At 71.5% G+C, this 24,312-nt stretch carries 24 protein-coding genes, 1 pseudogene and 1 riboswitch; of the genes and pseudogenes, 14 read left to right on the top strand and 11 right to left on the bottom strand.

Features of this window, described 5'->3' with window-relative positions; all coding sequences use genetic code 11:
- Nucleotides 1-132: 132 nt before the first annotated feature.
- Nucleotides 133-489, top strand: a complete 357-nt coding sequence (locus tag ACIBVL_RS17870) for a hypothetical protein (protein ID WP_399098110.1) — start codon at nucleotides 133-135, stop codon at nucleotides 487-489.
- Nucleotides 490-502: 13 nt separating this feature from the next.
- On the top strand, nucleotides 503-1,690 hold the full coding sequence (locus ACIBVL_RS17865; protein WP_399098109.1) for a glutathionylspermidine synthase family protein: 1,188 nt from the start codon (nucleotides 503-505) through the stop codon (nucleotides 1,688-1,690).
- Here the strand turns inward: ACIBVL_RS17865 and rocD are convergent.
- Nucleotides 1,680-2,894 (bottom strand): ornithine--oxo-acid transaminase, encoded by a 1,215-nt coding sequence (gene rocD / locus ACIBVL_RS17860; RefSeq protein WP_399098108.1) that lies wholly within the window; start codon nucleotides 2,892-2,894, stop codon nucleotides 1,680-1,682. The genes ACIBVL_RS17865 and rocD overlap by 11 nt on opposite strands.
- An 82-nt stretch (nucleotides 2,895-2,976) precedes the next feature.
- Nucleotides 2,977-3,066: riboswitch (ZMP/ZTP riboswitch) on the top strand.
- 49 nt (nucleotides 3,067-3,115) lie between these two features.
- Between rocD and ACIBVL_RS17855 the strand changes: the two genes are divergently transcribed.
- The 3 genes from ACIBVL_RS17855 to ACIBVL_RS17845 all read left to right on the top strand — a co-directional run bounded on the left by ACIBVL_RS17855 (nucleotide 3,116) and on the right by ACIBVL_RS17845 (nucleotide 6,487).
- The gene (locus tag ACIBVL_RS17855) at nucleotides 3,116-4,567 is read left to right on the top strand and encodes a glycine hydroxymethyltransferase (protein ID WP_399098107.1); all 1,452 of its coding nucleotides are present in this window, start codon (nucleotides 3,116-3,118) and stop codon (nucleotides 4,565-4,567) included.
- Nucleotides 4,568-4,680: 113 nt separating this feature from the next.
- A complete protein-coding gene (trpS, locus tag ACIBVL_RS17850; RefSeq protein WP_399098106.1) occupies nucleotides 4,681-5,694 on the top strand; it encodes a tryptophan--tRNA ligase in 1,014 nt (337 codons plus the stop codon).
- Nucleotides 5,695-5,908: 214 nt separating this feature from the next.
- On the top strand, nucleotides 5,909-6,487 hold the full coding sequence (locus ACIBVL_RS17845; RefSeq protein WP_399098105.1) for a 2'-5' RNA ligase family protein: 579 nt from the start codon (nucleotides 5,909-5,911) through the stop codon (nucleotides 6,485-6,487).
- A 47-nt stretch (nucleotides 6,488-6,534) separates the two neighbouring features.
- Here ACIBVL_RS17845 and ACIBVL_RS17840 read toward each other — a convergent pair whose 3' ends face one another.
- Both ACIBVL_RS17840 and ACIBVL_RS17835 read right to left on the bottom strand, forming a co-directional pair.
- Nucleotides 6,535-7,290: a decaprenylphospho-beta-D-erythro-pentofuranosid-2-ulose 2-reductase gene (locus tag ACIBVL_RS17840; protein WP_399098104.1), complete on the bottom strand. Its 756-nt coding sequence runs from the start codon at nucleotides 7,288-7,290 to the stop codon at nucleotides 6,535-6,537.
- Between the two features lie 16 nt (nucleotides 7,291-7,306).
- The gene (locus ACIBVL_RS17835; protein WP_399098103.1) at nucleotides 7,307-8,656 is read right to left on the bottom strand and encodes an FAD-binding protein; all 1,350 of its coding nucleotides are present in this window, start codon (nucleotides 8,654-8,656) and stop codon (nucleotides 7,307-7,309) included.
- A 133-nt stretch (nucleotides 8,657-8,789) separates the two neighbouring features.
- Between ACIBVL_RS17835 and ACIBVL_RS17830 the strand changes: the two genes are divergently transcribed.
- The 4 genes from ACIBVL_RS17830 to ACIBVL_RS17815 are packed head-to-tail and all read left to right on the top strand — an operon-like array spanning nucleotide 8,790 to nucleotide 11,660.
- On the top strand, nucleotides 8,790-9,314 hold the full coding sequence (locus ACIBVL_RS17830) for a phosphatase PAP2 family protein (protein WP_399098102.1): 525 nt from the start codon (nucleotides 8,790-8,792) through the stop codon (nucleotides 9,312-9,314).
- Complete coding sequence (locus ACIBVL_RS17825) at nucleotides 9,311-10,324, top strand: decaprenyl-phosphate phosphoribosyltransferase (protein WP_399098101.1); 1,014 nt, start codon at nucleotides 9,311-9,313, stop codon at nucleotides 10,322-10,324. Before ACIBVL_RS17830 ends, ACIBVL_RS17825 begins: the two co-directional genes overlap by 4 nt.
- Nucleotides 10,318-10,755 carry a GtrA family protein gene (locus tag ACIBVL_RS17820; RefSeq protein ID WP_399098100.1) on the top strand — a complete coding sequence of 146 codons (438 nt, stop codon included), beginning with the start codon at nucleotides 10,318-10,320 and terminating at the stop codon, nucleotides 10,753-10,755. The genes ACIBVL_RS17825 and ACIBVL_RS17820 overlap by 7 nt, the downstream gene beginning before the upstream one ends.
- Nucleotides 10,743-11,660, top strand: coding sequence for a YihY/virulence factor BrkB family protein (locus tag ACIBVL_RS17815; protein WP_399098099.1), 918 nt, complete (start codon nucleotides 10,743-10,745; stop codon nucleotides 11,658-11,660). The genes ACIBVL_RS17820 and ACIBVL_RS17815 overlap by 13 nt, the downstream gene beginning before the upstream one ends.
- Here ACIBVL_RS17815 and ACIBVL_RS17810 read toward each other — a convergent pair.
- Nucleotides 11,614-12,960, bottom strand: coding sequence for a D-alanyl-D-alanine carboxypeptidase family protein (locus ACIBVL_RS17810; protein ID WP_399098098.1), 1,347 nt, complete (start codon nucleotides 12,958-12,960; stop codon nucleotides 11,614-11,616). The two genes, ACIBVL_RS17815 and ACIBVL_RS17810, sit on opposite strands and share 47 nt — an antisense overlap.
- Before the next feature lie 91 nt (nucleotides 12,961-13,051).
- Between ACIBVL_RS17810 and ACIBVL_RS17805 the strand changes: the two genes are divergently transcribed.
- The 4 genes from ACIBVL_RS17805 (at nucleotide 13,052) to ACIBVL_RS17790 (ending at nucleotide 16,800) form a co-directional block, all read left to right on the top strand.
- Nucleotides 13,052-13,291 carry an SCO4848 family membrane protein gene (locus tag ACIBVL_RS17805; RefSeq protein WP_399098097.1) on the top strand — a complete coding sequence of 80 codons (240 nt, stop codon included), beginning with the start codon at nucleotides 13,052-13,054 and terminating at the stop codon, nucleotides 13,289-13,291.
- A 3-nt stretch (nucleotides 13,292-13,294) separates the two neighbouring features.
- On the top strand, nucleotides 13,295-14,545 hold the full coding sequence (locus ACIBVL_RS17800) for a metallophosphoesterase (RefSeq protein WP_399098095.1): 1,251 nt from the start codon (nucleotides 13,295-13,297) through the stop codon (nucleotides 14,543-14,545).
- Nucleotides 14,546-14,764: 219 nt separating this feature from the next.
- Nucleotides 14,765-16,318 (top strand): ABC transporter substrate-binding protein, encoded by a 1,554-nt coding sequence (locus ACIBVL_RS17795; protein WP_399098094.1) that lies wholly within the window; start codon nucleotides 14,765-14,767, stop codon nucleotides 16,316-16,318.
- An 83-nt stretch (nucleotides 16,319-16,401) separates the two neighbouring features.
- A complete protein-coding gene (locus ACIBVL_RS17790) occupies nucleotides 16,402-16,800 on the top strand; it encodes an ATP-binding protein (RefSeq protein WP_399098093.1) in 399 nt (132 codons plus the stop codon).
- Between the two features lie 137 nt (nucleotides 16,801-16,937).
- Here the strand turns inward: ACIBVL_RS17790 and ACIBVL_RS17785 are convergent.
- The 3 genes and pseudogenes from ACIBVL_RS17785 to ACIBVL_RS17775 all read right to left on the bottom strand — a co-directional run.
- A pseudogene (locus tag ACIBVL_RS17785) lies at nucleotides 16,938-17,288 on the bottom strand (MarR family winged helix-turn-helix transcriptional regulator); the annotation flags it as partial.
- Nucleotides 17,289-17,293: 5 nt separating this feature from the next.
- Nucleotides 17,294-18,751, bottom strand: coding sequence for an ATP-binding protein (locus tag ACIBVL_RS17780; protein WP_399098092.1), 1,458 nt, complete (start codon nucleotides 18,749-18,751; stop codon nucleotides 17,294-17,296).
- On the bottom strand, nucleotides 18,748-19,437 hold the full coding sequence (locus ACIBVL_RS17775) for a response regulator transcription factor (RefSeq protein WP_399098091.1): 690 nt from the start codon (nucleotides 19,435-19,437) through the stop codon (nucleotides 18,748-18,750). The genes ACIBVL_RS17780 and ACIBVL_RS17775 overlap by 4 nt, the downstream gene beginning before the upstream one ends.
- A gap of 166 nt (nucleotides 19,438-19,603) precedes the next feature.
- Here ACIBVL_RS17775 and ACIBVL_RS17770 point away from each other — a divergent pair, with 166 nt between their 5' ends.
- Complete coding sequence (locus ACIBVL_RS17770) at nucleotides 19,604-22,015, top strand: MMPL family transporter (RefSeq protein ID WP_399098437.1); 2,412 nt, start codon at nucleotides 19,604-19,606, stop codon at nucleotides 22,013-22,015.
- Nucleotides 22,016-22,033: 18 nt separating this feature from the next.
- Here ACIBVL_RS17770 and ACIBVL_RS17765 read toward each other — a convergent pair whose 3' ends face one another.
- From ACIBVL_RS17765 to ACIBVL_RS17750, 4 genes are all read right to left on the bottom strand, one after another.
- On the bottom strand, nucleotides 22,034-22,789 hold the full coding sequence (locus ACIBVL_RS17765) for a TetR family transcriptional regulator (protein ID WP_399098090.1): 756 nt from the start codon (nucleotides 22,787-22,789) through the stop codon (nucleotides 22,034-22,036).
- Between the two features lie 10 nt (nucleotides 22,790-22,799).
- On the bottom strand, nucleotides 22,800-23,318 hold the full coding sequence (locus ACIBVL_RS17760; RefSeq protein WP_399098089.1) for a thiol-disulfide oxidoreductase DCC family protein: 519 nt from the start codon (nucleotides 23,316-23,318) through the stop codon (nucleotides 22,800-22,802).
- Nucleotides 23,315-23,722, bottom strand: coding sequence for a hypothetical protein (locus ACIBVL_RS17755; RefSeq protein ID WP_399098088.1), 408 nt, complete (start codon nucleotides 23,720-23,722; stop codon nucleotides 23,315-23,317). The genes ACIBVL_RS17760 and ACIBVL_RS17755 overlap by 4 nt, the downstream gene beginning before the upstream one ends.
- 114 nt (nucleotides 23,723-23,836) lie before the next feature.
- Complete coding sequence (locus ACIBVL_RS17750; RefSeq protein WP_399098087.1) at nucleotides 23,837-24,247, bottom strand: VOC family protein; 411 nt, start codon at nucleotides 24,245-24,247, stop codon at nucleotides 23,837-23,839.
- Nucleotides 24,248-24,312: the final 65 nt, after the last annotated feature.

Here is a 24,312-nt window from a genome sequence, read left to right as displayed (position 1 = left end):
AGGCGAACGGGCGGGACGGGGGGCCCGTGCGGGCGGACTCTCACCGATCTCTAGGCTGACAGCCGGAAAAATCGGCTCGATCACCAGCGACGATCACAGGCCATCGGCTTGACCTCAGGGGGAGACGGGAACATGGCGGAAGCACGCAGGCGACTGCGGTCCAGCACGGTCGTACTCGGCGGCATGGGCGTCGTCGCCGCGGCCCTCACCTCCTGCGGCTCCGACCCGGACCGCCGCTGCGTGGACCGCGACAGCTACGACTCCGTCTACGGCTACAAGGTCGTCGCCGACAAGAACTGCAAGTCCTCCACCTCCGGATCCTCCGCCGCCGGCAAGGGCGGGAGGACCACGACCAGGAAGACCGACGCCGCCTGGTACTACGACGCCGACGTCAGCCACGGCCGGGCCGACTCCGGCACCTTCAGCAAGAGCGAGGCCGTCGACCGCGGCGGCTTCGGCTGCTCCGGATCCGGCAGCGGCGGCGGCTGAGCGGACGTACGCCATGCAGCGCCACACCGTCGAACCCCGCCCCGGCTGGCAGCGGACCGTCGAGGAACAGGGCCTGATCTACCCCCTCACCCGCCACCCGGACGGCAGCCTGCGCCCCTACTGGGACGAGAGCGCCTACTACGCCTTCACCCTCGACGAGGTCGAGGCCCTGGAGGAGACCGTCGAGGAACTCCACCGCATGTGCCTGACGGCGGCCGAGCACCTCGTCTCCGCGGACCGTCTCGCCGACCTCGGCATCACCGACCCGCGGGTCGCCGCCGCCGTCACGGAGGCCTGGCGCCGCCGCGCCGAACTCCCCTCCGTCTACGGCCGCTTCGACCTCCACTACGACGGCACCGGCCCGGCCAAGCTCCTGGAGTACAACGCCGACACCCCCACCTCCCTGGTGGAGGCGGCCTCCGCGCAGTGGTTCTGGATGGAGGACCGCTTCCCCGGCGCCGACCAGTGGAACTCCCTCCACGAACGCCTCGTCGCCGCCTGGCGGAAACAGGCCCCCCTCCTCCCGCCCGGCGGCCCCCTGTACTTCGCGCACTCCACCGCCGACGAACTCGGCGAGGACCTGATGACGGTCGCCTACCTCAAGGAGACCGCCGAGCAGGCAGGACTCGACACGGCCTTCATCCCCATGGAGGACATCGGCTTCGACCGCCTCTCCGGCCGCTTCGTCGACCACCGGCTCCGTTTCATCCGGAGCTGCTTCAAGCTCTATCCCTGGGAGTGGCTCACCACCGACCGCTTCGCCGGCCACGTCCTCGACACCCTCGACAACGGCGGCGGCACGGGTACGACGATGTGGATCGAGCCCGCCTGGAAGATGCTGCTGAGCAACAAGGCGCTCCTCGCGATCCTCTGGGAGCTCTACCCCGACCACCCCAACCTCCTCCCCGCCCACCTCGACGGCCCCCGCGAGCTGGCGGTCACCACCGGATACGTCGCCAAGCCCCTGCTCGGCCGCGAGGGAGCCGGCGTCACCGTCCACGAGAAGGGCGCCGACCCCGTCGTACGGGACGACGAGCCCTGCTGCTACCAGCAGTTGGCCCCCCTGCCCGCCTTCGACGGCAACCACGTCGTCCTCGGCGCCTGGGTCGTGGACGAGGAGTCCGCGGGCCTCGGCATCCGCGAGTCCGCCGGCCTGATCACGGACGAGTACGCCCGCTTCGTACCGCACGTCATCCGGTAGCTCTCTCCAGTACGGCCGACAGCTGGGACAGCCCCCAGTCGAGGTCCTCCTGGGAGATCACCAGCGGCGGCGCGAGACGGATCGTGGGTCCGTGCGTGTCCTTCACCAGGACGCCCCGGTCCATCAGCCGCTCCGACACCTCCCGCCCCGACCCGTACCCCGGCGCGACGTCCACCCCCGCCCACAGCCCGCGCCCCCGTACCGCCGTCACCCGCCCGGTGCCGACCAGCGCGCCCAGCGCGTCGTGCAGACGCTCCCCGAGCCGCGCGGCCCGCGCCTGGTACTCGCCCGACCGCAGCATCGCGATCACCTCCAGCGCCACCGCGCACGCCAGCGGGTTCCCCCCGAACGTCGACCCGTGCTCCCCGGGCCGGAACACCCCCAGGACCTCGGCGTTCGCCACCACCGCCGACACCGGCACGATCCCGCCCCCGAGCGCCTTCCCCAGCACATACACATCCGGTACGACCCCCTCGTGCTCGCACGCGAAGGTCCGCCCGGTCCGGCCGAGCCCCGACTGGATCTCGTCGGTGACGAACAGCACCCCCCGTTCCCGGGTCACCTCCCGCACCGCCGCCAGATAACCGGCCGGCGGGACGACGACGCCGGCCTCGCCCTGGATGGGCTCGAGGAGCACCGCCACCGTGTTCTCGGTCACCGCCGCCCGCAGCGCCGTGAGGTCCCCGTACGGCACGATCTCGAAGCCGGGCGTGTACGGCCCGTAGTCCGCGCGGGCCTCGGAGTCCGTGGAAAAGCTGATGATCGTTGTCGTCCGCCCGTGGAAGTTGTTCCCCGCGACGACGATCTTCGCCGTCTCCGCCGGGACCCCCTTCACCCGGTACCCCCACTTCCGGGCGGTCTTCACGGCCGTCTCCACCGCCTCCGCGCCCGTGTTCATCGGCAGCACCATCTCCATGCCGCACAGCTCGGCCAGCTCCGCGCAGAAGGCCCCGAACCGGTCGTGATGGAACGCCCGCGACGTCAGCGTCACCCGCTCCAGCTGAGCCTTCGCCGCGTCGATCAGCCGCCGGTTGCCGTGCCCGAAGTTCAGCGCCGAATAGCCCGCCAGCAGATCCAGGTACCGCCGCCCCTCCACATCCGTCATCCACGCCCCCTCGGCCGTGGCCACGACGACCGGAAGGGGGTGGTAGGTGTGCGCGGTGTGCGCCTCGGCGGCGGCGATGAGGGCGTCGCTGGTGCTCACGGAACCTCCAGGGTGCTTCCCCCCATGGTCGCTCGCATGGTGGACGCGGCACCTGCACGCCACGGCCCGCCCGGTAGGCTTTCGAGCGGGCCGTGACTGGCGCGCTGGGATGGGACGGACCATCGGGGAGCGGCCCGGGAGTGAACAAGTGCCGTGCGCCTGGGCCGAACCGTGAAACCGTGATCGCTTTTCAGCACCCACGCCACCCGGAGGCCGACGACATGTCAGAGCAGCAGCCCCTCTCCACCGAGTCCACCGCCTTCCGCGCCGCCCTCGAGGTGGTCCGCGCCGTCGAGCCGCGCGTCGCCGACGCCATCGGCCAGGAGGTCGCCGACCAGCGCGAGATGCTCAAGCTGATCGCCTCCGAGAACTACGCCTCCCCGGCCACCCTCCTGGCGATGGGCAACTGGTTCAGCGACAAGTACGCCGAGGGCACCGTCGGCCGGCGCTTCTACGCCGGCTGCCGCAACGTCGACACCGTCGAGTCCCTCGCCGCCGAGCACGCCCGCGAGCTCTTCGGCGCCCGTCACGCCTACGTCCAGCCGCACTCCGGCATCGACGCCAACCTCGTCGCCTTCTGGGCGGTCCTCGCCGACCGCGTGGAGGCCCCCTTCCTGGAGAAGACCGGCGCCCGCCAGGTCAACGACCTCACCGACGCCGACTGGGCGGAGCTGCGCCAGGCCTTCGGCAACCAGCGCATGCTCGGCATGTCCCTGGACGCCGGCGGCCACCTCACCCACGGCTTCCGCCCGAACATCTCCGGCAAGATGTTCGACCAGCGCTCCTACGGCACGGACCCGGCGACCGGTCTGATCGACTACGAGGCGCTGCGGACGTCGGCCCGCGAGTTCAAGCCGCTGATCATCGTCGCGGGCTACTCGGCGTACCCCCGTCTGGTGAACTTCCGGATCATGCGCGAGATCGCCGACGAGGTCGGCGCCACGCTCATGGTCGACATGGCGCACTTCGCCGGCCTGGTCGCCGGCAAGGTCCTCACCGGCGACTTCGACCCGGTCCCGCACGCCCAGATCGTCACCACGACCACCCACAAGTCCCTGCGCGGCCCGCGCGGCGGCATGGTCCTGTGCGACGACTCCCTCAAGGACCAGGTCGACCGCGGCTGCCCGATGGTCCTGGGCGGCCCCCTCCCGCACGTCATGGCCGCCAAGGCCGTCGCCCTGGCCGAGGCGCGCCAGCCCGCCTTCCGGGACTACGCCCAGCGCATCGTCGACAACTCCCGCGCGCTGGCCGAGGGCCTGATGCGCCGGGGCGCCACCCTGGTCACCGGCGGCACGGACAACCACCTCAACCTGATCGACGTGGCCACCTCCTACGGCCTCACCGGCCGCCAGGCGGAGGCCGCCCTCCTCGACTCGGGCATCGTCACCAACCGCAACGCCATCCCGGCCGACCCGAACGGCGCCTGGTACACCTCGGGCATCCGCGTCGGCACCCCGGCACTGACCACCCGCGGCCTGGGCACGGCGGAGATGGACGAGGTCGCGGGCCTGATCGACCGTGTCCTCACCACCACGGAGCCCGGCACCACGAAGTCGGGCGCCCCGTCCAAGGCCTCCCACCTCCTGGACGAGAAGGTGGCCCAGGAGATCTCCCAGCGCGCGACGGACCTGGTGGCGGGCTTCCCGCTCTACCCGGAGATCGACCTCGGCTGAGGTTCCTCGTAGGCGCGGGGGGAACCGCGCGAACGGCCCCCGCCGGCCCGCGGTTCCCCCCCCGCGTCCCCTCGCACCGAAACCACCCACCGCTCTCTGAGACAATGATGAACATGGCCTCAGATCGACCCCGTGTGCTCTCCGGAATCCAGCCCACCTCCGGCTCGTTCCACCTCGGCAACTACCTCGGCGCCGTCCGCCAGTGGGTGGCCCTGCAGGAGACCCACGACGCCTTCTACATGGTCGTGGACCTGCACGCGATCACGGTCCCGCAGGACCCGGCCGACCTGCGCGCCAACACCCGTCTGGCCGCCGCCCAGCTCCTCGCGGCGGGTCTCGACCCCGAGCGCTGCACCCTCTTCGTGCAGAGCCACGTCCCCGAGCACGCCCAGCTCGCCTGGGTCATGAACTGCCTCACCGGCTTCGGCGAGGCGTCCCGCATGACCCAGTTCAAGGACAAGGCCGCCAGGCAGGGCGCCGACCGCGCGAGCGTCGGACTGTTCACCTACCCGATCCTCCAGGTCGCGGACATCCTGCTCTACCAGGCGCACGAGGTCCCGGTCGGCGAGGACCAGCGCCAGCACGTCGAGCTCACCCGCGACCTCGCCGAGCGCTTCAACGGCCGCTTCGGCGAGACCTTCACCATCCCGAAGCCGTACATCCTGCGCGAGACGGCGAAGATCTACGACCTCCAGGACCCGACGATCAAGATGAGCAAGTCGGCGTCCACGCCGAAGGGCCTCATCAACCTGCTCGACGAGCCGAAGGCCACCGCGAAGAAGGTCAGGAGCGCGGTCACGGACACCGACACGGTCGTCCGCTACGACGCCGAGAACAAGCCGGGAGTGAGCAACCTGCTCACCATCTACTCCACCCTGACCGGCACGAGCATCCCGGAGCTGGAGCAGCGGTACGAGGGCAAGCTCTACGGCGCGCTCAAGACGGACCTCGCGGACGTCGTCGTCGACTTCGTCACGCCGTTCCGGGACCGCACCCAGCAGTACCTGGACGACCCGGAGACGCTGGACTCGATCCTGGCCAAGGGCGCGGAGAAGGCGCGCGCCGTGGCCGCGGAGACGCTCTCCCAGGCGTACGAGAAGGTCGGCTTCCTGCCCGCGAAGCACTGAAGGCGCTCGGAAGCACCCGGGGCGCACCGCACACACGTTCCTCCGGGCAGAGCGCTGCACATCACTTCTCTTGCGCCTGCCCAGAGCACAGCCGTGGCCGTACAGTCGATAGCCGTACGACTGAGTACGAACCCGGCACCAGGACCGGCGGCATCGCCGGCACCAACCGGCAGACACAAGCGACCGCACTTCCGGCATGACGACAGGAGAAGACGTGGGGACCGTAACGATCGGTGTGTCGATCGCGGTCCCGGAGCCTCACGGCAGCCTGCTCCAGGAGCGGCGCACGGGCTTCGGCGACGCCGCGGCTCACGGCATCCCCACCCACGTCACCCTGCTTCCGCCGACCGAGATCGAGCCGGACGCGCTGTCGGCCGTCGAGGCGCACCTCACCCGGGTCGCCGCGGCCGGCCGCCCCTTCCCGATGCGGCTGTCCGGCACCGGCACCTTCCGGCCCCTGTCGCCGGTGGTGTACGTGAAGGTCGTCGAGGGCGCCGAGAGCTGCGCCTGGCTCCAGCAGCGGGTGCGTGACGCCTCCGGGCCCCTCGTGCGTGAGCTGCAGTTCCCGTACCACCCGCACGTCACCGTCGCGCACGGCATCGACGAGGCGGCGATGGACCGGGCCTACGAGGAGCTCGCCGACTACGAGGCCCAGTGGTCCTGCACCGGCTTCGCCCTGCACGAGCAGGGCGCCGACGGTGTCTGGCGGCAACTGCGCGAGTACCCCTTCGGCGGCACGGTGGTCCCCCCACAGGCGGCCCACGTCGACCGCGGCTCGCTGCCCACGCGCTAGCCAGAGGTATGCCCGCAAGGGGTGACCGGCCCGCCCATCCGGTCGCCCTAGACGGGCAGCCTGCGGAAAACCCCGCGCGGCACATGCCGCAGCACCGCCATCACCACCCGCAGCACCCCCGGTACCCACACCGTCTCCGACCTGCGCCGCAGCCCCAGCTCCACGGCCGCCGCGACCGCCTCGGGGGTGGTGGCGAGCGGTGCCTCGGTCAGCCCGGCCGTCATCCTCGTACGGACGAACCCGGGGCGTACGACCATGACGTGCGCGCCGGTGCCGTGCAGCGCGTCACCCAGGCCCTGGGCGAAGGCGTCGAGGCCGGCCTTGCTGGAGCCGTAGATGAAGTTCGAGCGGCGGGCGCGCTCCCCGGCGACGGAGGACAGGACGACGAGCGAGCCGTGGCCCTGCGTCTGGAGTGCGCGGGCGCTCACCAGGCCGGCCGACACCGCGCCGGTGTAGTTGGTCTGGGCGACGCGCACCGCCGCCGACGGTTCGCGCTCGTCCTGCGCCTGGTCGCCGAGGACGCCGAAGGCGAGCAGGACGAGGTCGATGTCGTCCTCGGCGAACACCTTGCCGAGGACCGTCTCGTGGGAGTCGGGGTCGAGCGCGTCGAAGGCGACCGTACGGACGTCGGCGCCCAGCGCGCGCAGACCGGCGGCCGCCGACTCCAGGGCGGGGGAGGGGCGGCCGGCCAGCCACACCGTGCGGGTGCGGCGGGCGATCAGCCGGCGGGCGGTGGCCAGCGCGATCTCGGACGTACCGCCGAGGACGAGGAGGGACTGGGGGAGGCCGAAGGCATCCTTCACTGCGACTCCTTGAGGCTTAGAGGGCCAGTCGGCGGGAGAGGTCCGAGACGAACAGCCCGCGCGGGTCCAGTTCCGCGCGCAGGGCGCGGAAGTCGTCGACGCGCGGGTACATCGCGGTGAGCAGGTCCGGGCGCAGCCGGGAGTCCTTGGCGAGGTAGACCCGTCCGCCGGCGGTGACCACCTCCTCGTCCAGTGCGTCGAGGAAGGCGCCGAGGCCGGGCAGGGCGGCCGGGATGTCCAGGGCGAGGGTCCAGCCGGGGCGGGGGAAGGAGAGCCAGCCGGGGTCGGCCTCCCCGAACCGCTTGAGGACGGCGAGGAAGGACGGGCAGCGGTGCGCGGAGATCCGGCGCACGATCCGGCGCAGGGCGTCCTCATGGCCGTATCCGACGACGAACTGGTACTGGACGAAGCCGTCCCGGCCGTAGACGCGGTTCCAGTGCGGGACGCCGTCGAGGGGATGGAAGAAGGCGGGGAGCTTCTGGAGTTCGCCGGTACGCGCGCGTGGGGCCCCGCGGTACCAGAGTTCGTTGAACAGTCCGACGGTCGTGCGGGACAGGAGGCCGTTCGGCAGGAAGGCGGGGGCGGGCGGGAGTTGGGAGGGGCGGAAGGCGAGCGGCTCCCGGCGCGCGCGCGGGGGCAGCGCGTCCAGGGGCGCGTGGTCGCCCCGGGTGAGGACCGCGCGCCCGGTGGCCGTCCCGCGCGCGAGGAGGTCGATCCAGGCGACCGAGTAGCGGTAGCGGTGGTCGGTGCCGGTCAGCCGGGACATCAGGTCGTCGAGGTCGGTGGCGCGTTCGGTGTCGACGGCCATGAGGGAGGTCTCGACGGGCTGGAGCCGGACCGTGGCCGTGAGGATGACGCCGGTCAGGCCCATGCCGCCGGCGGTCGCGTCGAACAGGGGGGTGCCGTGGCCCACCGTGCGGATCGTGCCGTCGGCGGTGAGCAGCTCGAAGGAGAGGACGTGGCGGGCGAAGGAGCCGGACACATGATGGTTCTTGCCGTGGATGTCGGCGCCGATCGCCCCGCCGACGGTCACATAGCGGGTGCCCGGGGTCACCGGCACGAACCAGCCGAGCGGCAGCAGGACCTCCATCAGCCGGTGCAGGGAGACGCCCGCGTCGCACAGCACGGTCCCGCCGGCGGCGTCGATGACATGGATCCGGTCCAGGCCGGTCATGTCCCACACCGCCCCGCCCGCGTTCTGCGCCGCGTCCCCGTACGCCCGCCCCAGCCCCCGCGGGATACCCCCGCGCACCCCGCAGTCCCGGACGGCCGCGACGGCCTCCTCGTAGGTCCGCGGGCGGATCAGCCGGGCGGCGGAGGGAGCGGTGCGGCCCCATCCCGTGACGGAAACGGTGTCGGCAGGCATGGTGGCGACCGTATCGCCCCTATGTGAGCGGTTACTTTTGAAACATCCCCTCGCTCCCCGAAATGGGTGATTAATGGGATGTCGCTCTATATTGCCGGAGTTCCGTAGGTGTCGACGTGAACAGTGAGTCCCCATGGACGGACTCGACGACATGGACCACCGAATCCTTTCGGCGCTCCGCGCCCGGGGCGCGGACCCACACGTCGCCCGCGCCGCGCGCACCCTGTCCCGGGTGGGCGAGCACGGCGCGCTGTGGCTCGCCGCCGGCCTCGTGGGAGCCGCCGTGGACGGCCCGCGGCGCGGCGCCTGGGTGCGGGCCACGGCGCTCACCGCGGGTGCGCACCTCGCCAGCATGGGGGTGAAACGGATCGTGCGCCGGCCACGTCCCGCGCACGTCGACCCCCTGGTCCGCACCGCCGGCCGGCACTCCTTCCCCAGCTCGCACGCGACCTCCGCCGCGGCCGCCGCCGTGGCTTTCGGCGCCCTCGGCGCGCCCGCCGTCACCCCGCTCGCCGCCGCGATGTGCCTCTCCCGCCTGGTGGCCGGCGTCCACTACCCCTCCGACGTGGCGGCGGGAGCCGCCCTGGGTGCGCTGACGGCCCGTCTGGGGGCGCGGTGGATGAGAGAGGCCGCAGAGCGTGCGAGCGGGCGCTCATGACCGAGACCACGCCCCTCACCGGCACCGGCCGCCCGGCGGAGGCGGCGCTCCTGGAGCAGCGCACCCGCGGCCGCCTGCCCACACCTGTGCCGGGCGGCGGGAAGACGGGCGCCCCGCTCCCGCGTCCCGGCACCCTCCTGCGCGGCCTCCTTCGGACCGCCCGCCCCAAGCAGTGGGTGAAGAACACCCTCGTCATCGCCGCCCCCGCCGCGGCCGGACGGCTCCTCTCCCGCGGCGTGCTCACCGAACTCGCCCTGGTCTTCGCCCTGTTCACCGCCTGCGCCGCCGCCGTCTACCTGATCAACGACGCCCGCGACGCCGAGGCCGACCGAGCCCACCCCACCAAACGGCACCGCCCGGTCGCCGCGGGACAGGTCCCGGTACCGGTCGCGTACGCCGTCGGAGGCGCCCTGGCGGCCCTCGCCCCGGCCCTCGCGGCCTGGCTGACCAACCCGGCCGTCGCGGCGCTCCTGAGCGGCTACCTCGCCATGCAACTGGCGTACTGCGTCAGCCTGAAACACGTCCTGGTCGTCGACCTCGTCGTCGTCACGACCGGCTTCCTGATGCGCGCGATGGTCGGCGGGCTCGCGCTCGGCATCCCGCTGTCCCGCTGGTTCCTGATCACCACCGGCTTCGGCGCGCTGTTCATGGTCTCCGCCAAGCGCTACTCCGAGGCCGTCCAGATGGCCGGGAAAGCGGGCGCCACGCGCGCGTTGCTCAGCGAGTACACCACCGGCTACCTCCGCTTCGTCTGGCAGCTCGCCGCCGGGGTCGCCGTCCTCGGCTACTGCCTGTGGGCCCTGGAGGAGGGCGGCGTGCCCCACACCAGCGTGCTGCCCTGGCGTCAGCTGTCGATGGTCGCGTTCATCCTGGCCGTCCTGCGCTACGCCGTCTTCGCCGACCGGGGCACGGCGGGCGAACCCGAGGAGGTGGTGCTCGGCGACCGTGCCCTCGCCCTGATCGGCCTGGCCTGGCTCGCCATGTACGGGCTGGCGGTGGCCAATTGGTAGGCGGCCGACGGGAAGTGCTCGGCTTCGCCGCCGTCGGCCTGCTCGCCTACGCCGCCGACCTCGCCCTCTTCACCTGCCTGCGCGGCCCGGCGGGCCTCGGCCCGCTCACCGCCAAGGCGGTCTCCTTCCTCGCCGGCTGCGCGGTCGCGTACGCCGGCAACGCCCTCGGCACCTACCGGCACACCCGCGCGGGCGGCCCGCGCGCCTACGCCGTGTTCTTCGCCGTCAACATCGCCGGGGCCCTCGTCCAACTCCTCTGCCTCACCGTCAGCCACTACGGCCTCGGGCTCACCTCGCAGCGCGCGGACACCCTCTCCGGGGCCGTGATCGGCATGGCACTCGCGACTGTCCTGCGCTTCTGGGGTACCCGCACCCTGGTCTTCCGCGTCGGACGTCGCGAGAGGGGCAGAGTCGGATCATGGACTGGCTGAAGAAGCTCCCCGGGATCGGGCCGTGGGTCACCCGCCTCATGGCCACGCACGCGTGGCGGTCGTACGAGCGACTGGACCGGGTGAAGTGGACACGGCTCGCGGCCGCGATGACGTTCATCAGCTTCATCGCGCTGTTCCCCCTGCTCACCCTGGCCGCCGCGGTCACCGCCGCCGCCCTCAGCGAGTCCCGGCAGCAGACCCTCCAGGACAAGATCGCCGACCAGGTCCCCGGCATCTCCGACCAGCTCGACATCGACGGCCTGGTCCAGAACGCCGGCACCATCGGACTCATCGCCGGAACCGTGCTGCTGTTCACCGGCATCGGCTGGGTCGGCCAGATGCGGGACTGTCTGCGCGCGGTGTGGGAGCTGCCCGACCAGGAGGAGAACCCGCTCCTGAACAAGGCCAAGGACGCGGGCATCCTGCTGGGGTTCGGCGGCGCGGTCCTGATCACCCTCGCCATCTCCACCGTCGCCTCGGCCCTGGTCGGCCGGATCATCGACACCCTCGGCATCGACAAGCAGGGCTGGGGCAGCATCCTGCTGCACATCGCCGCCTTCGGCATCGCCGTCCTCGCCGACTTCCTGCTCCTGCTGTACGTCCTCACCCTGCTGCCCGGCGTCGAACCGACCCGCCGCCGGCTCTTCGTCGCCGCGCTGATCGGCGCGATCGGCTTCGAACTGCTGAAGCTGCTGCTGAGCGGCTATCTGCAGGGCGTGGCCGGCAAGAGCATGTACGGCGCGTTCGGCGTGCCCATCGCCCTGCTGCTGTGGATCAACCTCACCTCGAAGCTGGTCCTGTACTGCGCCGCATGGACGGCGACGGGCAGCGCTCCCGACAGCGTGTTCGACGAGGACGTCAGCGGCGACGGCGTACCAGATCCGGCAGCGGCCACCGGCGGTTGACCAGGAACGCCCCGGCCGCCAGCAGCACCAGCACCCCGCCGGCGATCGCCAGCGCGGTCCACATACCGCGGGTGCCGTCCTCGGCCACGGCACCCGCCACCGGCTGCTGCGAGGTGCCGCCCTGCCCGGCGCTCGCGGACTCCCCGGAGGACGGGTTCGCACCCGGCTGGGCGCCGGCGCTGGCCTGCGGGCTGGCCTGCGTGGTGCCCTTCGGCGGGACCAGCTCGCCCACCGGCGTCACCTTGCCGGCCGCCGCGAAGCCCCAGTCGAACAGCTTGGCGGTCTCCTTGTAGACCTCGTTGTGGTCGCTCTTCTCCGGGTTCATCACCGTGACGAGCAGCACCCGGCCGTCGCGCTCGGCGACACCGGTGAAGGTGGCGCCCGCGTTGGTGGTGTTGCCGTTCTTGACGCCCGCGATGCCCGGGTACTGCGAGATGTCGTAGTCGCCCGCCAGCAGCCGGTTGGTGTTCTGGATCTCGAAGGACTTCCGGACCGTCTTGCCCTTCTTGTTCTTCTTCGTCTCGCCGGGGAACTTGGCCCGCACCGTCGAGCAGTACTCCCGGAAGTCCTTCTTCTGCAGCCCCGAGCGCGCGATCAGGGTCAGGTCGTACGCCGACGAGACCTGGCCGGGCGCGTCATAGCCGTCCGGGGACACCACGTGCGTGTCCAGGGCCTGCAGTTCCTCGGCGTGCTCGTTCATCTCCTTGACGGTGCCGGCGACACCGCCGTTCATCGACGACAGCACACGCACCGCGTCGTTGCCGGAGCGCAGGAACACACCCAGCCACAGGTCGTGGACCGTGTACGTCTCGCCCTCCTTTATGCCGACGAGGCTGGAACCCGACCCGATGCCCTCCAGGTCCTTCGGCGTCACCTTGTGCTTGGTGGTCCTCGGGAACCTCGGCAGCACGGTGTCGGCGAACAGCATCTTCATCGTGCTCGCCGGGGGCAGCCGCCAGTGCGCGTTGTGCGCGGCCAGCACGTCGCCCGACTCGGCGTCCGCGACGATCCACGACCGCGCGGTGAGGTCCTTCGGCACCACCGGCGCGTCCCCCGCGAGCGCCACCTGCGTTCCGGCCTGCCCCAGGCGGGCACCGCCGACGGAGGACATGGCGGCCGGGGGAGTCGCCGAGGGACTCGCCGAGGCACTCGCCGACTTCGAGGCCGAGGGCGACCCACTGGGGGACGGTGAGGGACTCGGCGCCGCCGAGGAGACGGGCGCGGTCAGCGCGAGGGACGTGAGGGACGCTGCGGTGACCAGCAGGGATCGCCTGACGGTCTGCTTCAGAGGTGCGGGCACGACGGAGAACGTACCTGGCAGGCGACGGGAAGTCCCACCACCCTGCCCACCCCGGTCATCGAACCGGACACCCGATGGCGATACTGAACCCATGAAGCTCAGCCGCCCCCTCTCCTGGTTCCTGCTCGCCTTCGGGGTGTGGAGCTGGGTCATCTGGGTCACTTTCGTCAAAAACCTGGTCAAGGACAGCAGCGGGCTCGCCTTCGACGACGGTGATCCCACGGCGTACTTCTGGGTGCACCTGACGCTCGCCGTCGTCTCCTTCGTATTGGGGACGGCCATCGGGGTCATCGGGTTGCGCGGTCTGCGCGCACTGCGCCGGACGTCATAGCCGATGGTGATCGTCTTCCTGCTGCTCGCGCTGACCGTGCTGGTCGGCGCCAACTGGTATCTGTGGCGGCGTCTGTTCCGCGACACCACCCGCGGCCCCGGCTGGGCGCGCCGCGCCGGCGCCGTACTGATCGCGGGCGGCTGGGCCCTGGCGATCGGCGCCCTCGTCGCCGAACGCACCGGCGCCCCCTTCTGGCTCCAGCGCACCCTGGCCTGGCCGGGCTTCCTGTGGCTGGCCCTGTCGGTCTACCTGCTGCTCGGGACCGTCGCGGGGGAGGCCGTACGACCACTGCTGCGCCGGTTCCTGGAACGGCGGGAGAAGCGGACCCGGCCGGTCGAGGAGCCCGTGGCCGTCGGGGCCGCCGTGCCGGCCGGGGTGCCCGCCGAGGAACGGCCGGAATCCGCCGAGGCGCCCGAACCGCCGTCCACCCCCTCCCGCCGTCTCTTCGTCTCCCGGGTCGTCGGAGGCGCGGCCGCGACCGTCGCCGTCGGGACCGTCGGCCAGGGCACCTACGGCGTCCTGCGCGGCCCGCGGGTCAAGCGGGTGACCGTCCCGCTGGCCAAGCTCCCGCGCGCCGCCCACGGCTACCGGATCGCGGTCGTCAGCGACATCCACCTCGGCCCGGTCCTCGGCCGGGGCTTCGCGCAGAAGGTCGTCGACACGATCAACGCGACGCAGCCCGACCTGATCGCGGTCGTCGGCGACCTGGTCGACGGCAGCGTGAAGGACCTGGGTCCGGCGGCCGCACCGCTGTCCCGACTGCGGGCCCGCCACGGCAGCTTCTTCGTCACCGGCAACCACGAGTACTTCTCCGGCGCCGAACAGTGGGTCGAGGAGGTGCGCCGGCTGGGCATCGACCCCCTGGAGAACGCCCGCACCGAACTCCCCTGGTTCGACCTGGCCGGCGTCAACGACATCGCGGGCGAGAGCGAGGGCCAGGGCCCCGACTTCAGCCGGGCACTGGGCGACCGGGACACCACGCGCGCGTGCGTGCTCCTCGCCCACCAGCCCGTCCAGATCCACGACGCCGTACGCCACGGTGTCGACCTCCAGCTCTCCGGCCACACCCACGGCGGCCAGCTCTGGCCCGGCAGCCTGATCGCCGAGGCCGCGAACCCGACCGTGGCCGGCCTGGAGCGCTACGGCGACACCCAGCTGTACGTCTCCCGGGGCGCCGGCGCCTGGGGCCCGCCCACGCGTGTGGGCGCCCCGTCGGACATCACGGTGATCGAGCTGGCCGCACGGAAAACCTGAGAAGGAGCGGAAAACCGAGAAGGAGCGGAAAACCTGAGAATGCGCTGTGAAACCCGGCCGAAACAGCGCGTCGGTAAGTTCTTTCTCATCTCCCCGGAATCCCTTCCCCCGCCTCAAACGCCTGTGATTAGGTGAGCCGCGCCACCAAGGGGGGTGGCTCGCTGCGTAGTTGTGGGAAGTACTGGGGCCTTTTGGGCCTGGGGAGGGCAGGACATCACCATGCGATCAGTTCGCATGCGGATCCTCGTGACGCTGTTGGTTCTCGCGATTGTCGGAGTGGGCGGCTGGCAATTGCTGCCGTCCGACGACAACAGCGGCGCCACCATCACGGTGGGTACGACGGACACCATCACCTCACTCGATCCGGCAGGCGCCTACGACGCCGGTTCCTGGGCGCTGTTCAGCAACGTCTTCCAGTCGCTGCTGACGTACGCGCCGGGCGGCGTCTCGCCCGTGCCGGACGCGGCCAAGAGCTGCTCCTTCGCGAAGGGCGGGCTGACGACGTATACGTGCGAACTGCGCGACGACCTCACCTTCCCCAGCGGCAACAAGGTCACCGCCGAGGACGTGAAGTTCTCCTTCGACCGGGTCAGGAAGATCAACTCCGATGTCGGTCCGGCCTCGCTGTTCTCCACGCTGAAGTCGGTCGACGCCAACGGCCTGAAGGTCACCTTCCACCTGTCCACGCCGGACGCCACCTTCCCGTTCAAGGTGGCCACCGGCGCCGGTTCGATCGTCGACCACACCCGCTATCCGGCGGACGGCCTGCGCACCGGGAACTCCGTCGACGGCACCGGCCCGTACACGCTGACCTCGTACAAGAAGGGCAAGCAGGTCCGCCTCGAGCCCAACTCGCGCTACAAGGGCGCGGTGAAGACCGGCTCGCCGATCGCGCTGCGCTACTACTCCGACCCGGACGCGCTGGAGAAGGCGTGGAAGGCCAAGAAGGTCGACGCGGCCACCCGCCAGCTGCCGCCCGCGACCCTCGCCGCCCTCAACGCCAGCGACCCCGACCAGCGCGTCAGCGAGGCCGACAGCTCCGAGACCCGCAACCTGTACTTCGACACCCGGGCCTCCTCGCCGCTGCACTCCACGAACGTGCGCAAGGCGATGGCCTGGCTGATCGACCGTGAACAGCTCGCCGCGACCGTGTACGACGGCACCGTCGACCCGCTGTACTCGCTGATCCCGGCCGGCCTCACCGGCCACACGACCTCGTTCTTCGACACCTACCCGGACCAGAACTCCGAGAAGGCCCGCAAGCTCCTGGAGGAGGCCGGCGTCAGCATCCCGGTCCGCTTCACCTACGGCTACGGCCTGGGCAGCGGCGCGGCCGCCGCCGAGGCGAAGGAGCTCAAGCGGCAGCTGGAGGCCAGCGGCCTGTTCAAGGTGAACGTCAAGGGTTACGAGTGGACCGATTTCCAGAAGCGCTGGGCCACCGGCAAGCTCGACGCGTACGCCGTCGGCTGGGTCGCCGACTATCCCGATCCGGACACCTACGCGGGCCCGCTCGTCGGCAGCGGCTCCACCATGAACACCGGCTACAGCAACAAGACCGTCGACCGGTACATCACCGACAGCCAGCGGTACGCCGACCGCAGCCAGGTCTCCGACGACTTCAAGAACCTCCAGCAGCTCATCGCCGACGACGTGCCGGTGATCCCGCTGTGGCAGCGCAAGGAGTACGTCGTCACCACCTCGGACATCGGCGGCGGCCAGTACCTGGCGGACGGCAACGGCGTGTTCCGCCTGTGGGCCCTGGACTGGATCTGAACCGCGGGGCATGCGCCCCTCCCACACCGGGCAGTCACCCGACAGGGTGAGTGACGGAGGTGTGCACGGGGTGAGGAGCAGATGTGCTGAGACGCAACTCCTTTCGGCTGCCCCGGCATCCGGCGTCCGTCGGCCTGGCCCGGCACCGGGTGCGGGACCACCTGACGGAGTGGGGCCACGGCCCGGACGACCGGGCGCTGGCCGACGCGGTGCTCGTGGTGTCCGAGCTGGCCACCAACGTCATACGCCACGGGCCCCTGCGGGAGCGGGAGTTCGAGGTCGCGGTCACCGCGCTCGCGGACGGCTCCTGTCTCATCGAGGTCTCCGACGAGGGCCGGCACGAACCCCGGCTGCGGGCGGTCGACGAAGGGGACGAACACGGCCGCGGCCTGCACCTCGTGGAACACCTGGCCACCGCGTGGGGCGTATGGAGCAGGGGGCGGCACGGCAAGACGGTGTGGGCCCTGGTCGTGACCGCTTGAGAGGCGACGACGCTTCGAGAGGCGGCAACATGTGAAAGGCAGCCCCCACCTTCGCAGTTCGGCGCCTGGCAGCGGCATCGCAACCCGCCGACGGGCATCAACTCATGCGCGGGGGCAGTCCGCGGCCAGGACTCGGCTCAGCCCGGCTCCTCGCCGCTGACCGCGGCCTCGTAAGCGAGCAGCGTGTCGAGGAAAATCTGCCGCTGACCCGGTGTCAGGGGGGCCAGTGCCTTGCGCCATGCAGCCGCGCCTGGGGCGAGCCAGGAAGCGATTGCGTCTTGTTGGTCGGCCGCGATGCCGATGATCCGCCGGCGCCGGTCCGCCTTGTCCTCGCGTCGCTCCAGGATTCCCTGCCGACTCAGGTCGCCGACCAGCAAGCTCACCGTCGTTGGGGCGACCTGGAGCCGAGCGGCCAGCTCGTTCACGGTCATCGGACCGTCAAAGAGCAGGTAGGAGAGCAGAGAAAGGTGGCGCGGCGCCAGCGACAGAACACCTAGACGCACGCCTTCGGCCGCGTCGGCAGTTCCACCGTCACCCCCAGCCCCTCGCCCGGCGCCGTCCGTACGCTCACCTCGCCGCCGTGCGCCCGCACCACCCCCTGCACGATCGCCAGCCCCAGCCCGCTGCCCGCGCCACCGCCCGCCCGGAAGAAGCGGTCGAAGACCCGCGCCGCGTCCTCCGCGTTAAGCCCCGGCCCCTTGTCCTCCACCGACAGCCGTACGACCCCGTCCGCACGCTCCGCCCCCAGCCGCACCGGCACATCGGCGGGCGTGTGCGTCCGGACGTTGGCCACCAGATTGCCCAGCACCTGCCGCAGCCCCGACTCGTCGGCCCGCACCAGCAGCGCCCCGTCCGCGTCGACCGTGACCGGCCGCCCCGGCTGCTGCGCCCGCAGGTCCTCGGCCGCGTCCCGCACCAGCCGGCTCACGTCCACGTTCCGCAGCCGCAGTTCGGGCCGCTGGTCGAGCCGGGCCAGGGTGAGCAGCTCGTCGACGAGCCGGCCCATCCGGTCCACCTCGCCGTTCATCCGGTCCCAGGCCCGCCTGCGCTCCTCCGGCTCGCGCAGCATCCCCTGGTCGTACAGCTGGAGATAGCCGCGGATCGCGGACAGCGGAGTGCGCAGCTCGTGCGAGGCGTCGGCGACGAAACGGCGCAGCTGGGTCGCGCTGCGCTCACGTGTCCGGTACGCCGTCTCCACCTGGTGGAGCATGGAGTTCAGGGCGACCCGCAGCTGCTCGACCTCCAGGGTGGCCTCCCGGCTGGAGGGCACCCGCCGGGTCAGATCGCCCTCCGCTATCGCCGACGACGTCTCCACCATGTCCTCCAGCGGCCGCATCCGCCGTCGCACGCTGAACAGGGTGAGACAGGCGAGCAGCGCCAGCAGCAGTGTGCCGACCGCGAGATCCAGCCTGAGGGCCTTGGCTATACCCCGGTGCAGGGCCTCGGTGGAGGTCGCCAGCAGCACATAGGGGCCGTCGGCGAGCCGGCTCGCGGTCACCCGGTACGGCGCCCCGTGCACGCTGACCTCGCGCGGGTCGGGGTCGGCGGCGAGGGCGCGCGGGTCGTCCACCGCGTCCGCCAGCCCGCGCTGGGCGTCGGTGGGCTTGATGTCGAACAGGGTCAGCGCCTCACCCCGCCCGTCGACGGCGGCGAAGATCGAGTCCGGGGTCGGCCGGTCGTCCGAGCCGGTGGGCACGATCCGGTCGCGGACCACACCGAGCACGCTCAGCGAGTCGATCTGCCGCAGCGTGAGCCGCGAACTGCCCAGCGAGTCACGCATCTTGGTCAGCTCGGCGTCGATCTGGCCGATCAGGTAGTGCCGCATGCCCATCAGGCTCACCGCGGTCGCCGCGACGATGCCGATGGCGAGCAGCGCCACGTTCGCCAGCGTCAGCCGCGCCCGCAGGGAGCGCGTCCCGCGTCCCCACCGCAAGGCCCGTGGCCTCCTCATGTCAGCCCGTATCCCACGCCCCGCCGCGTGGTGATCACCGGCGGTCCCAGGGCCTCCAGCTTGCGCCGCAGATAGCTGATGTAGGTCTCGACGACCGTCGACTCCGGCGGCGTGTGCTCGTACTGCCAGACATGGCGCAGGAGCTGCTCCTTGGGCACGATCCGGCCGCCGTTGCGCACCAGGAACCGCAGCAGCGCGTACTCCGTCGGGGTCAGCTCGACCGAGCGGCCCGCGCGGTGCGCGCTGTACGTCGTCTCGTCCAGCTCCAGGTCGCCGTAGCGCAGTGGCGGCCGCTGCGGCAGGACGTCCGCCGGGCGGGTCCGCCGCAGGACCGCCGTGATCCGGGCGACGACCACGTCGATGTCGAACGGCTTGGTGATGTAGTCGTCGCCGAAGCCGAGCGCGCCGACGATCTCGGCGGGCGCGTCCCGGGCGGTGAGGAACACCACCGCCAGGTCGGGCCGCCGCTCGCGCAGTTCCCGCCCGAGCGCCCGTCCGTCCCCGTCCGGGAGCATCACGTCGAGCAGCGCCACGTCGGGCCGGGTGCGCCCGGCGAGGGCGAGGGCCTCGCGCACCGTGCCCGCGATCATGACCTCGAAGCGGTGGAAGCGCAGCGCGATGGCGAGGACGTCCGCGATGCTCGGCTCGTCCTCCACGACCAGCACGGTGCCGGAAGCCGTCGACATGCCCCCAGTATCGACGGGCCCACCGACAATCCGGTCCGGTTCCCGCTTTGGAGTTCCTTGAGAGTCATGGCCGCGCGATGTCCACGCGCGCGTGCCGCCGCCAATCCTTGGTCCAGGACCTGGGGGACCCGTCGACTGTGTGTGAGGAGTTGCGAACGTGGCGGCATTGGCACGCTGGTGCTACCGGCATCGGCTGGTGGTCCTGTTGCTCTGGGTGGGGGCGCTGTTCGGCCTGGGATTCTCGGCCTCGACGGCGGGCACGGACTACGCGAACGTCTTCTCCCTCCCCGACACGGACTCCAAGAAGGCGTACGACCTGATGGAGAAGGCGTTCCCCGCGCGCGCGGGCGACACCGACACGGTCGTCTGGAAGGTCGACGAGGGCACGGTCCGCGACCAGGACGTACGGTCCCGGATCCAGCCCGCGCTCGACGAGATGGCGAGGATGAAGGGCGTCGGCGGGGTCACCGGCCCCTACTCGGACCAGGGCGCGTCGCAGATCAGCGGCGACGGGAAGATCGCGTACGCCCAGATCACCTTCGCCGACCAGGCGAACGCCGTGCCCAAGGAACTCGTCCAGGACGTCGTCGACACCGCGCGGGGCGCCGAACGGGACGGCCTGGAGGTCGAACTGGGCGGCCAGGCCATCCAGCGCGTGCAGGAACCGCCCACCGGTCTCGCCGAGATGGTCGGCCTCGCGGCCGCGGCGGTCGTCCTGTTCCTGGCCTTCGGCTCCCTCTTCGCGATGCTGCTGCCGCTCGCCGTGGCGGTCTTCGGCGTCGGCACGGGCCTGTTCTCCACCCAGTTGCTGAGCCACGTGACCGACATCCCAGACCTGGCCCCGCTGCTGTCCTCCCTCATCGGCCTGGGCGTCGGCATCGACTACGCCCTGTTCATCGTCACCCGCCACCGCAAGGGCATCCTGCGCGGGGTCGCCCCGGAGGAGTCCGCGGTCACCGCCCTGAACACCTCGGGGCGGGCGGTGCTGTTCGCGGGCGGCACGGTCTGCATCGCCCTCGCCGGCATGCTGGTGACGAACCTGCGCTTCCTCGACGGCGTCGTCATCGGCACCTCGCTGACGGTGGTCCTCAGCGTCCTCGCCGCCACCACCCTGCTGCCCGCCCTCCTCGGCTTCCTCGGCCCGCGTGTGCTGAGCCGCAGGCAGCGCAGGCGGCTGGCCGCCGAGGGACCCGAGGTGGAGAAGGCGAGCGGTCTCGCGGCCCGCTGGTCGGCGAGCGTGCAGCGCCGCCCCCGTACGATCGCCGCGCTCGCGCTGGTCGTCATGGCCGTCCTCGCGCTGCCCGTGCTGTCGCTGCGCCTGGGCGCCACCGACCAGGGCAACGACGACGCCTCCACCACCACCCGCAAGGCCTACGACCTGCTCGCCGAGGGCTTCGGGCCGGGCTTCAACGGGCCGCTCCAGGTGGTCGTGGACGGCGGCGACGCCACCGCGCTCGTCAAGGACATCGAGGCGACCTCCGGCGTCGCCCAGGTGGCCGCCCTGCCGCCCGCGCAGGGCGTCACCGTCATCCAGGTGGTGCCCACGACCTCGCCCCAGTCCGAGGAGACGGACACCCTGATCGACCGTCTGCGCGACGACGTCATCCCGAAGGCCGGGGCCGAGGCGCACGTCGGCGGGGTCACCGCGGTCTCCAAGGACTTCGCGACCGTCACGGGCGACCGGCTGCCCCTCTTCATCGCGACCATCATCGGCCTGGGCTTCCTGCTCCTGCTGATCGCCTTCCGCTCCCTGGTGGTGCCGCTGACGGCCGCCGTGATGAACCTGGTCGCGGCCGCGGCCTCCTTCGGCGTCCTCGTCGCCGTCTTCCAGTGGGGCTGGGGCCTGGACCTGCTCGGCCTCGGCAAGGAGGGCCCCATCAACGCCTTCCTGCCGGTCATCATGCTGTCCCTGCTCTTCGGTCTGTCGATGGACTACCAGGTGTTCCTGGTCAGCCGGATGCACGAGGAGTGGGTGCACACCAAGGACAACGCGCGCGCGGTGCGGGTCGGGCTGGCCGAGACCAGCAGGGTGATCAACTCCGCGGCCCTGATCATGGTCTGCGTGTTCCTCGCGTTCGTCCTGAGCGGCGACTCGGGCGGCGCGATGGCGGGCGTCGGCCTCGCGGCGGCGGTCGCCCTGGACGCCTTCCTCCTGCGCACGGCCCTGGTGCCGGCCGCGATGCACCTCCTCGGCGCGTCCAACTGGTGGCTGCCGGTCTGGCTGGAGAAGCGGCTGCCGCATCTGGCGGTGGAGCCGAAGGAGGAGGGGCAGGAAACGGTGACCGCGAACGGTGAGGGTCCCTCCTCGGTCGTCCACGGCTTCGTACGGGACGTCACCGGTGACCCCGTCGAGGGCGCCGAGGTCACCCTGATGTCCAAGGGCGGCCGTCGGCTGGACCATGTCACGTCCCTCGCCGACGGCTCCTACATCCTCACCGTCCCGTCGCCGGGGACCTACCTGCTGGCGACGACGGCACCGACGTACGCCTCCCACGCCCGGCAGGTGACGGTCGCGGACGAGCCGCTGGCGCACGACGTGGAGCTGACGGACGTACCGGAGTCGACCGAGGTGAACTGAGGCCGGGGGCCTGAACGGTTACTCGCGCTTGGCGTCCTTGTCGCCCTTCTTCCGCGGGTCCGGCAGGGCGTTGGTCATGCCGGGCAGGAAGTCCGTGAACAGCTCGTGGATCTCCAGCACGAGGGGACGCAGCACGCGGAACCGGGCGAGCGCCACACCCCGCGCGGTGAGGCGCGCGCCCCGTTCCGCGAGGCGGTAGCTGCGCTCGCGGCCCTCCGTACGGTCGTAGATCCAGTACATGACGAGGCCCATCTGCGAGAGCCACATCAACTCGGGGAGCACGTCCCGCAGTTCCTCCGGAACCTTCGCCTTCGAACCCGCGAGCACCTCCTTGTGGACGGCGATCGCCTCCACGCGCGCGTGCTCCGACTCCGCCGAGAACGGGCTGAGGGGGCTGTCCGGGTCGGCGGCGTTCTTGAAGAACTGCACCGCGAACTCGTGGTAGGGCGTCGCCACGTCCAGCCAGACCCGCAGGACGCCCGCCATCCGGGCCTCCAGGCTCGTCTCCCGGGCCAGGATCTCCCGGACCGCCTCGCGGTGTTCGGCCGCGAGACGGTCGTAGAAGCCCTGGATCAGCCACTCCTTGCCGGCGAAGTAGTAGTAGGCGTTCCCCACGGAGACGCCGGCCTCCTGGGCGATGGCCCGCATCGTCGTCTTGTCGTAGCCGCGTTCCTGGAACAGCCGCATCGCCGTCTCCAGGATCAGCGCGCGGGTCTGCTCCGACTTGCTGGCGGGCGGGACGTCCTCGCCGGGGTTCTCGATGTTCGCAGGCACGGGAGGGAGCCTAACGAGTGGCGCAGCTGCCGTCGGTACAGCCGGGCGGGGTGTAGGTCCAGCCCCCGTGCGGGTCGTAGGACCAGCCGTCGGCCGCGTAGTACGCGCCGCCGCCCCAGCCGGTGCCCTTGCGCTGCGCCCCGCGCCACTTCGCGGCGGCCAGGACCGCGCCCTTGGCGAGTTTCGCCCCGGCGGGGGTGCTCAGCCGGTGGGCGAGCGGCCGGTGCTCGCGCAGCGCCCACAGGGTGACGATCCAGGCGGCGGCACCCCGGTAGATCTGGCCGCCGTCGCCGACGACGGTGATCTCCTCGAGGGTGGTGGCGTGGTCGAGCCCGGGGAAGCGGGCGGCGGCCTCGGCGGATCCGGCCGCGACCAGCTCCAGCGGGACGAGCTGCGGCTGACGGTCCAGCCAGTCGCGGACGAAGGCGCACAGGGCGCAGTCGGCGTCGTAGAAGACGGTGAGCCGGCGGACCGGGACGCCGACGGCGTCCCGGTGACCGTTCGCTTCCGCGGTGGGCACGGGGGTCACGCCCCGGCCGAGGGAGCGGCCCAGCCCTGCGGGGAGACCGGCGGGACCTGCTCCCGCTCCATGACCCCGCGCCGCCGGATCTTGTTGAGCACGTACACGTTGCCCAGGTGCATCACGCCGAGCACCAGCAGCACCACGCCCAGCTTGGTCGACAGGGCCTCGAAGATGCCGCGGGTGTCCTCGATGGTGTCGTCGCCGCTCAGGTAGAGGGCGACGAAACCGAGGTTGACGAGGTAGAAGCCGACCACCAGGAGGTGGTTGACGGCGTCGGCGAGCTTCTCGTTCCCCTGCAGCACGTCGGCGAGGAAGACCCGGCCGTTGTGGCTGAGGGTCCGGGCGACCCAGACGGTCAGACCGATGCTGACGACCAGGTAGATGACGTAGGCGATGACCGTGCGGTCCATGTTCCCCACCCCTTCAAGGCGGACTTGAACGCGTTCAAAACGCTGTGGGGATGACTGTAGGGCTTCTTTTGAACGTGTTCAACTTTCTTGCGGCGGGGGTGGATGGGACCTGTGTCACACCCTCCGGCCGAGCTCGGGCCGCTTGGTGTAGTCGGTGAACCCCAGGACGTTCCCCCATGGATCCGCGACCTCGACCGTCCATCCCGTCGCCACGGAGAACGGCGGGTCGAGCGGCGTGATCCCGGCCTCGGTCAGCCTCCGGGCCGCCACGCGCGCGTCGGGCACCTCCAGCCACACCCGCGGCGACGCCCACGGCGGCGGCCGGTGCCTCAGCGCCTCCTCCTGTCGCAGCAGGACCCCCGGCGTCTCGCCCCCGACCTTCAGCAGCGCGATCCCGCCCTCGTCGAACCGGAACGCCACCGCGAACCCGGCCCGCTCGTAGAAACCCACGGCCTCGCCGAGGTCGCCGACGGGGAGCAGGACGTTGTCGAACCCGAGCAGTTCGTAGGACTCGTCATCTGACATACCGTCAGAATAGGTGGAGGGTCGGCACGGACCGGTGATTGTCGGTGCCGGCTCGTACGGTTGGG

This window comes from Streptomyces sp. NPDC049687 (genome assembly GCF_044465285.1).
In the GTDB taxonomy this organism is placed as follows: Bacteria; Actinomycetota; Actinomycetes; order Streptomycetales; family Streptomycetaceae; genus Streptomyces.
Note: the sequence above shows the minus strand (reverse complement) of the source record. Positions and strands in the feature narration are given on the sequence as shown.

Excerpts from the sequence above, each read along its gene's own strand:
- ACIBVL_RS17815 (WP_399098099.1), top strand. The coding sequence starts at position 10,743 with ATGGACTGGCTGAAGAAGCTCCCCGGGATCGGGCCGTGGGTCACCCGC.
- ACIBVL_RS17825 (WP_399098101.1), top strand. The coding sequence starts at position 9,311 with ATGACCGAGACCACGCCCCTCACCGGCACCGGCCGCCCGGCGGAGGCG.
- trpS (WP_399098106.1), top strand. The coding sequence starts at position 4,681 with ATGGCCTCAGATCGACCCCGTGTGCTCTCCGGAATCCAGCCCACCTCC.
- ACIBVL_RS17855 (WP_399098107.1), top strand. The coding sequence starts at position 3,116 with ATGTCAGAGCAGCAGCCCCTCTCCACCGAGTCCACCGCCTTCCGCGCC.
- ACIBVL_RS17780 (WP_399098092.1), bottom strand. The coding sequence starts at position 18,751 with ATGAGGAGGCCACGGGCCTTGCGGTGGGGACGCGGGACGCGCTCCCTG.
- ACIBVL_RS17775 (WP_399098091.1), bottom strand. The coding sequence starts at position 19,437 with ATGTCGACGGCTTCCGGCACCGTGCTGGTCGTGGAGGACGAGCCGAGC.
- ACIBVL_RS17795 (WP_399098094.1), top strand. The coding sequence starts at position 14,765 with ATGCGATCAGTTCGCATGCGGATCCTCGTGACGCTGTTGGTTCTCGCG.
- ACIBVL_RS17755 (WP_399098088.1), bottom strand. The coding sequence starts at position 23,722 with ATGGACCGCACGGTCATCGCCTACGTCATCTACCTGGTCGTCAGCATC.
- ACIBVL_RS17830 (WP_399098102.1), top strand. The coding sequence starts at position 8,790 with ATGGACGGACTCGACGACATGGACCACCGAATCCTTTCGGCGCTCCGC.
- ACIBVL_RS17805 (WP_399098097.1), top strand. The coding sequence starts at position 13,052 with ATGAAGCTCAGCCGCCCCCTCTCCTGGTTCCTGCTCGCCTTCGGGGTG.
- ACIBVL_RS17835 (WP_399098103.1), bottom strand. The coding sequence starts at position 8,656 with ATGCCTGCCGACACCGTTTCCGTCACGGGATGGGGCCGCACCGCTCCC.
- ACIBVL_RS17800 (WP_399098095.1), top strand. The coding sequence starts at position 13,295 with ATGGTGATCGTCTTCCTGCTGCTCGCGCTGACCGTGCTGGTCGGCGCC.
- ACIBVL_RS17865 (WP_399098109.1), top strand. The coding sequence starts at position 503 with ATGCAGCGCCACACCGTCGAACCCCGCCCCGGCTGGCAGCGGACCGTC.
- ACIBVL_RS17870 (WP_399098110.1), top strand. The coding sequence starts at position 133 with ATGGCGGAAGCACGCAGGCGACTGCGGTCCAGCACGGTCGTACTCGGC.
- ACIBVL_RS17750 (WP_399098087.1), bottom strand. The coding sequence starts at position 24,247 with ATGTCAGATGACGAGTCCTACGAACTGCTCGGGTTCGACAACGTCCTG.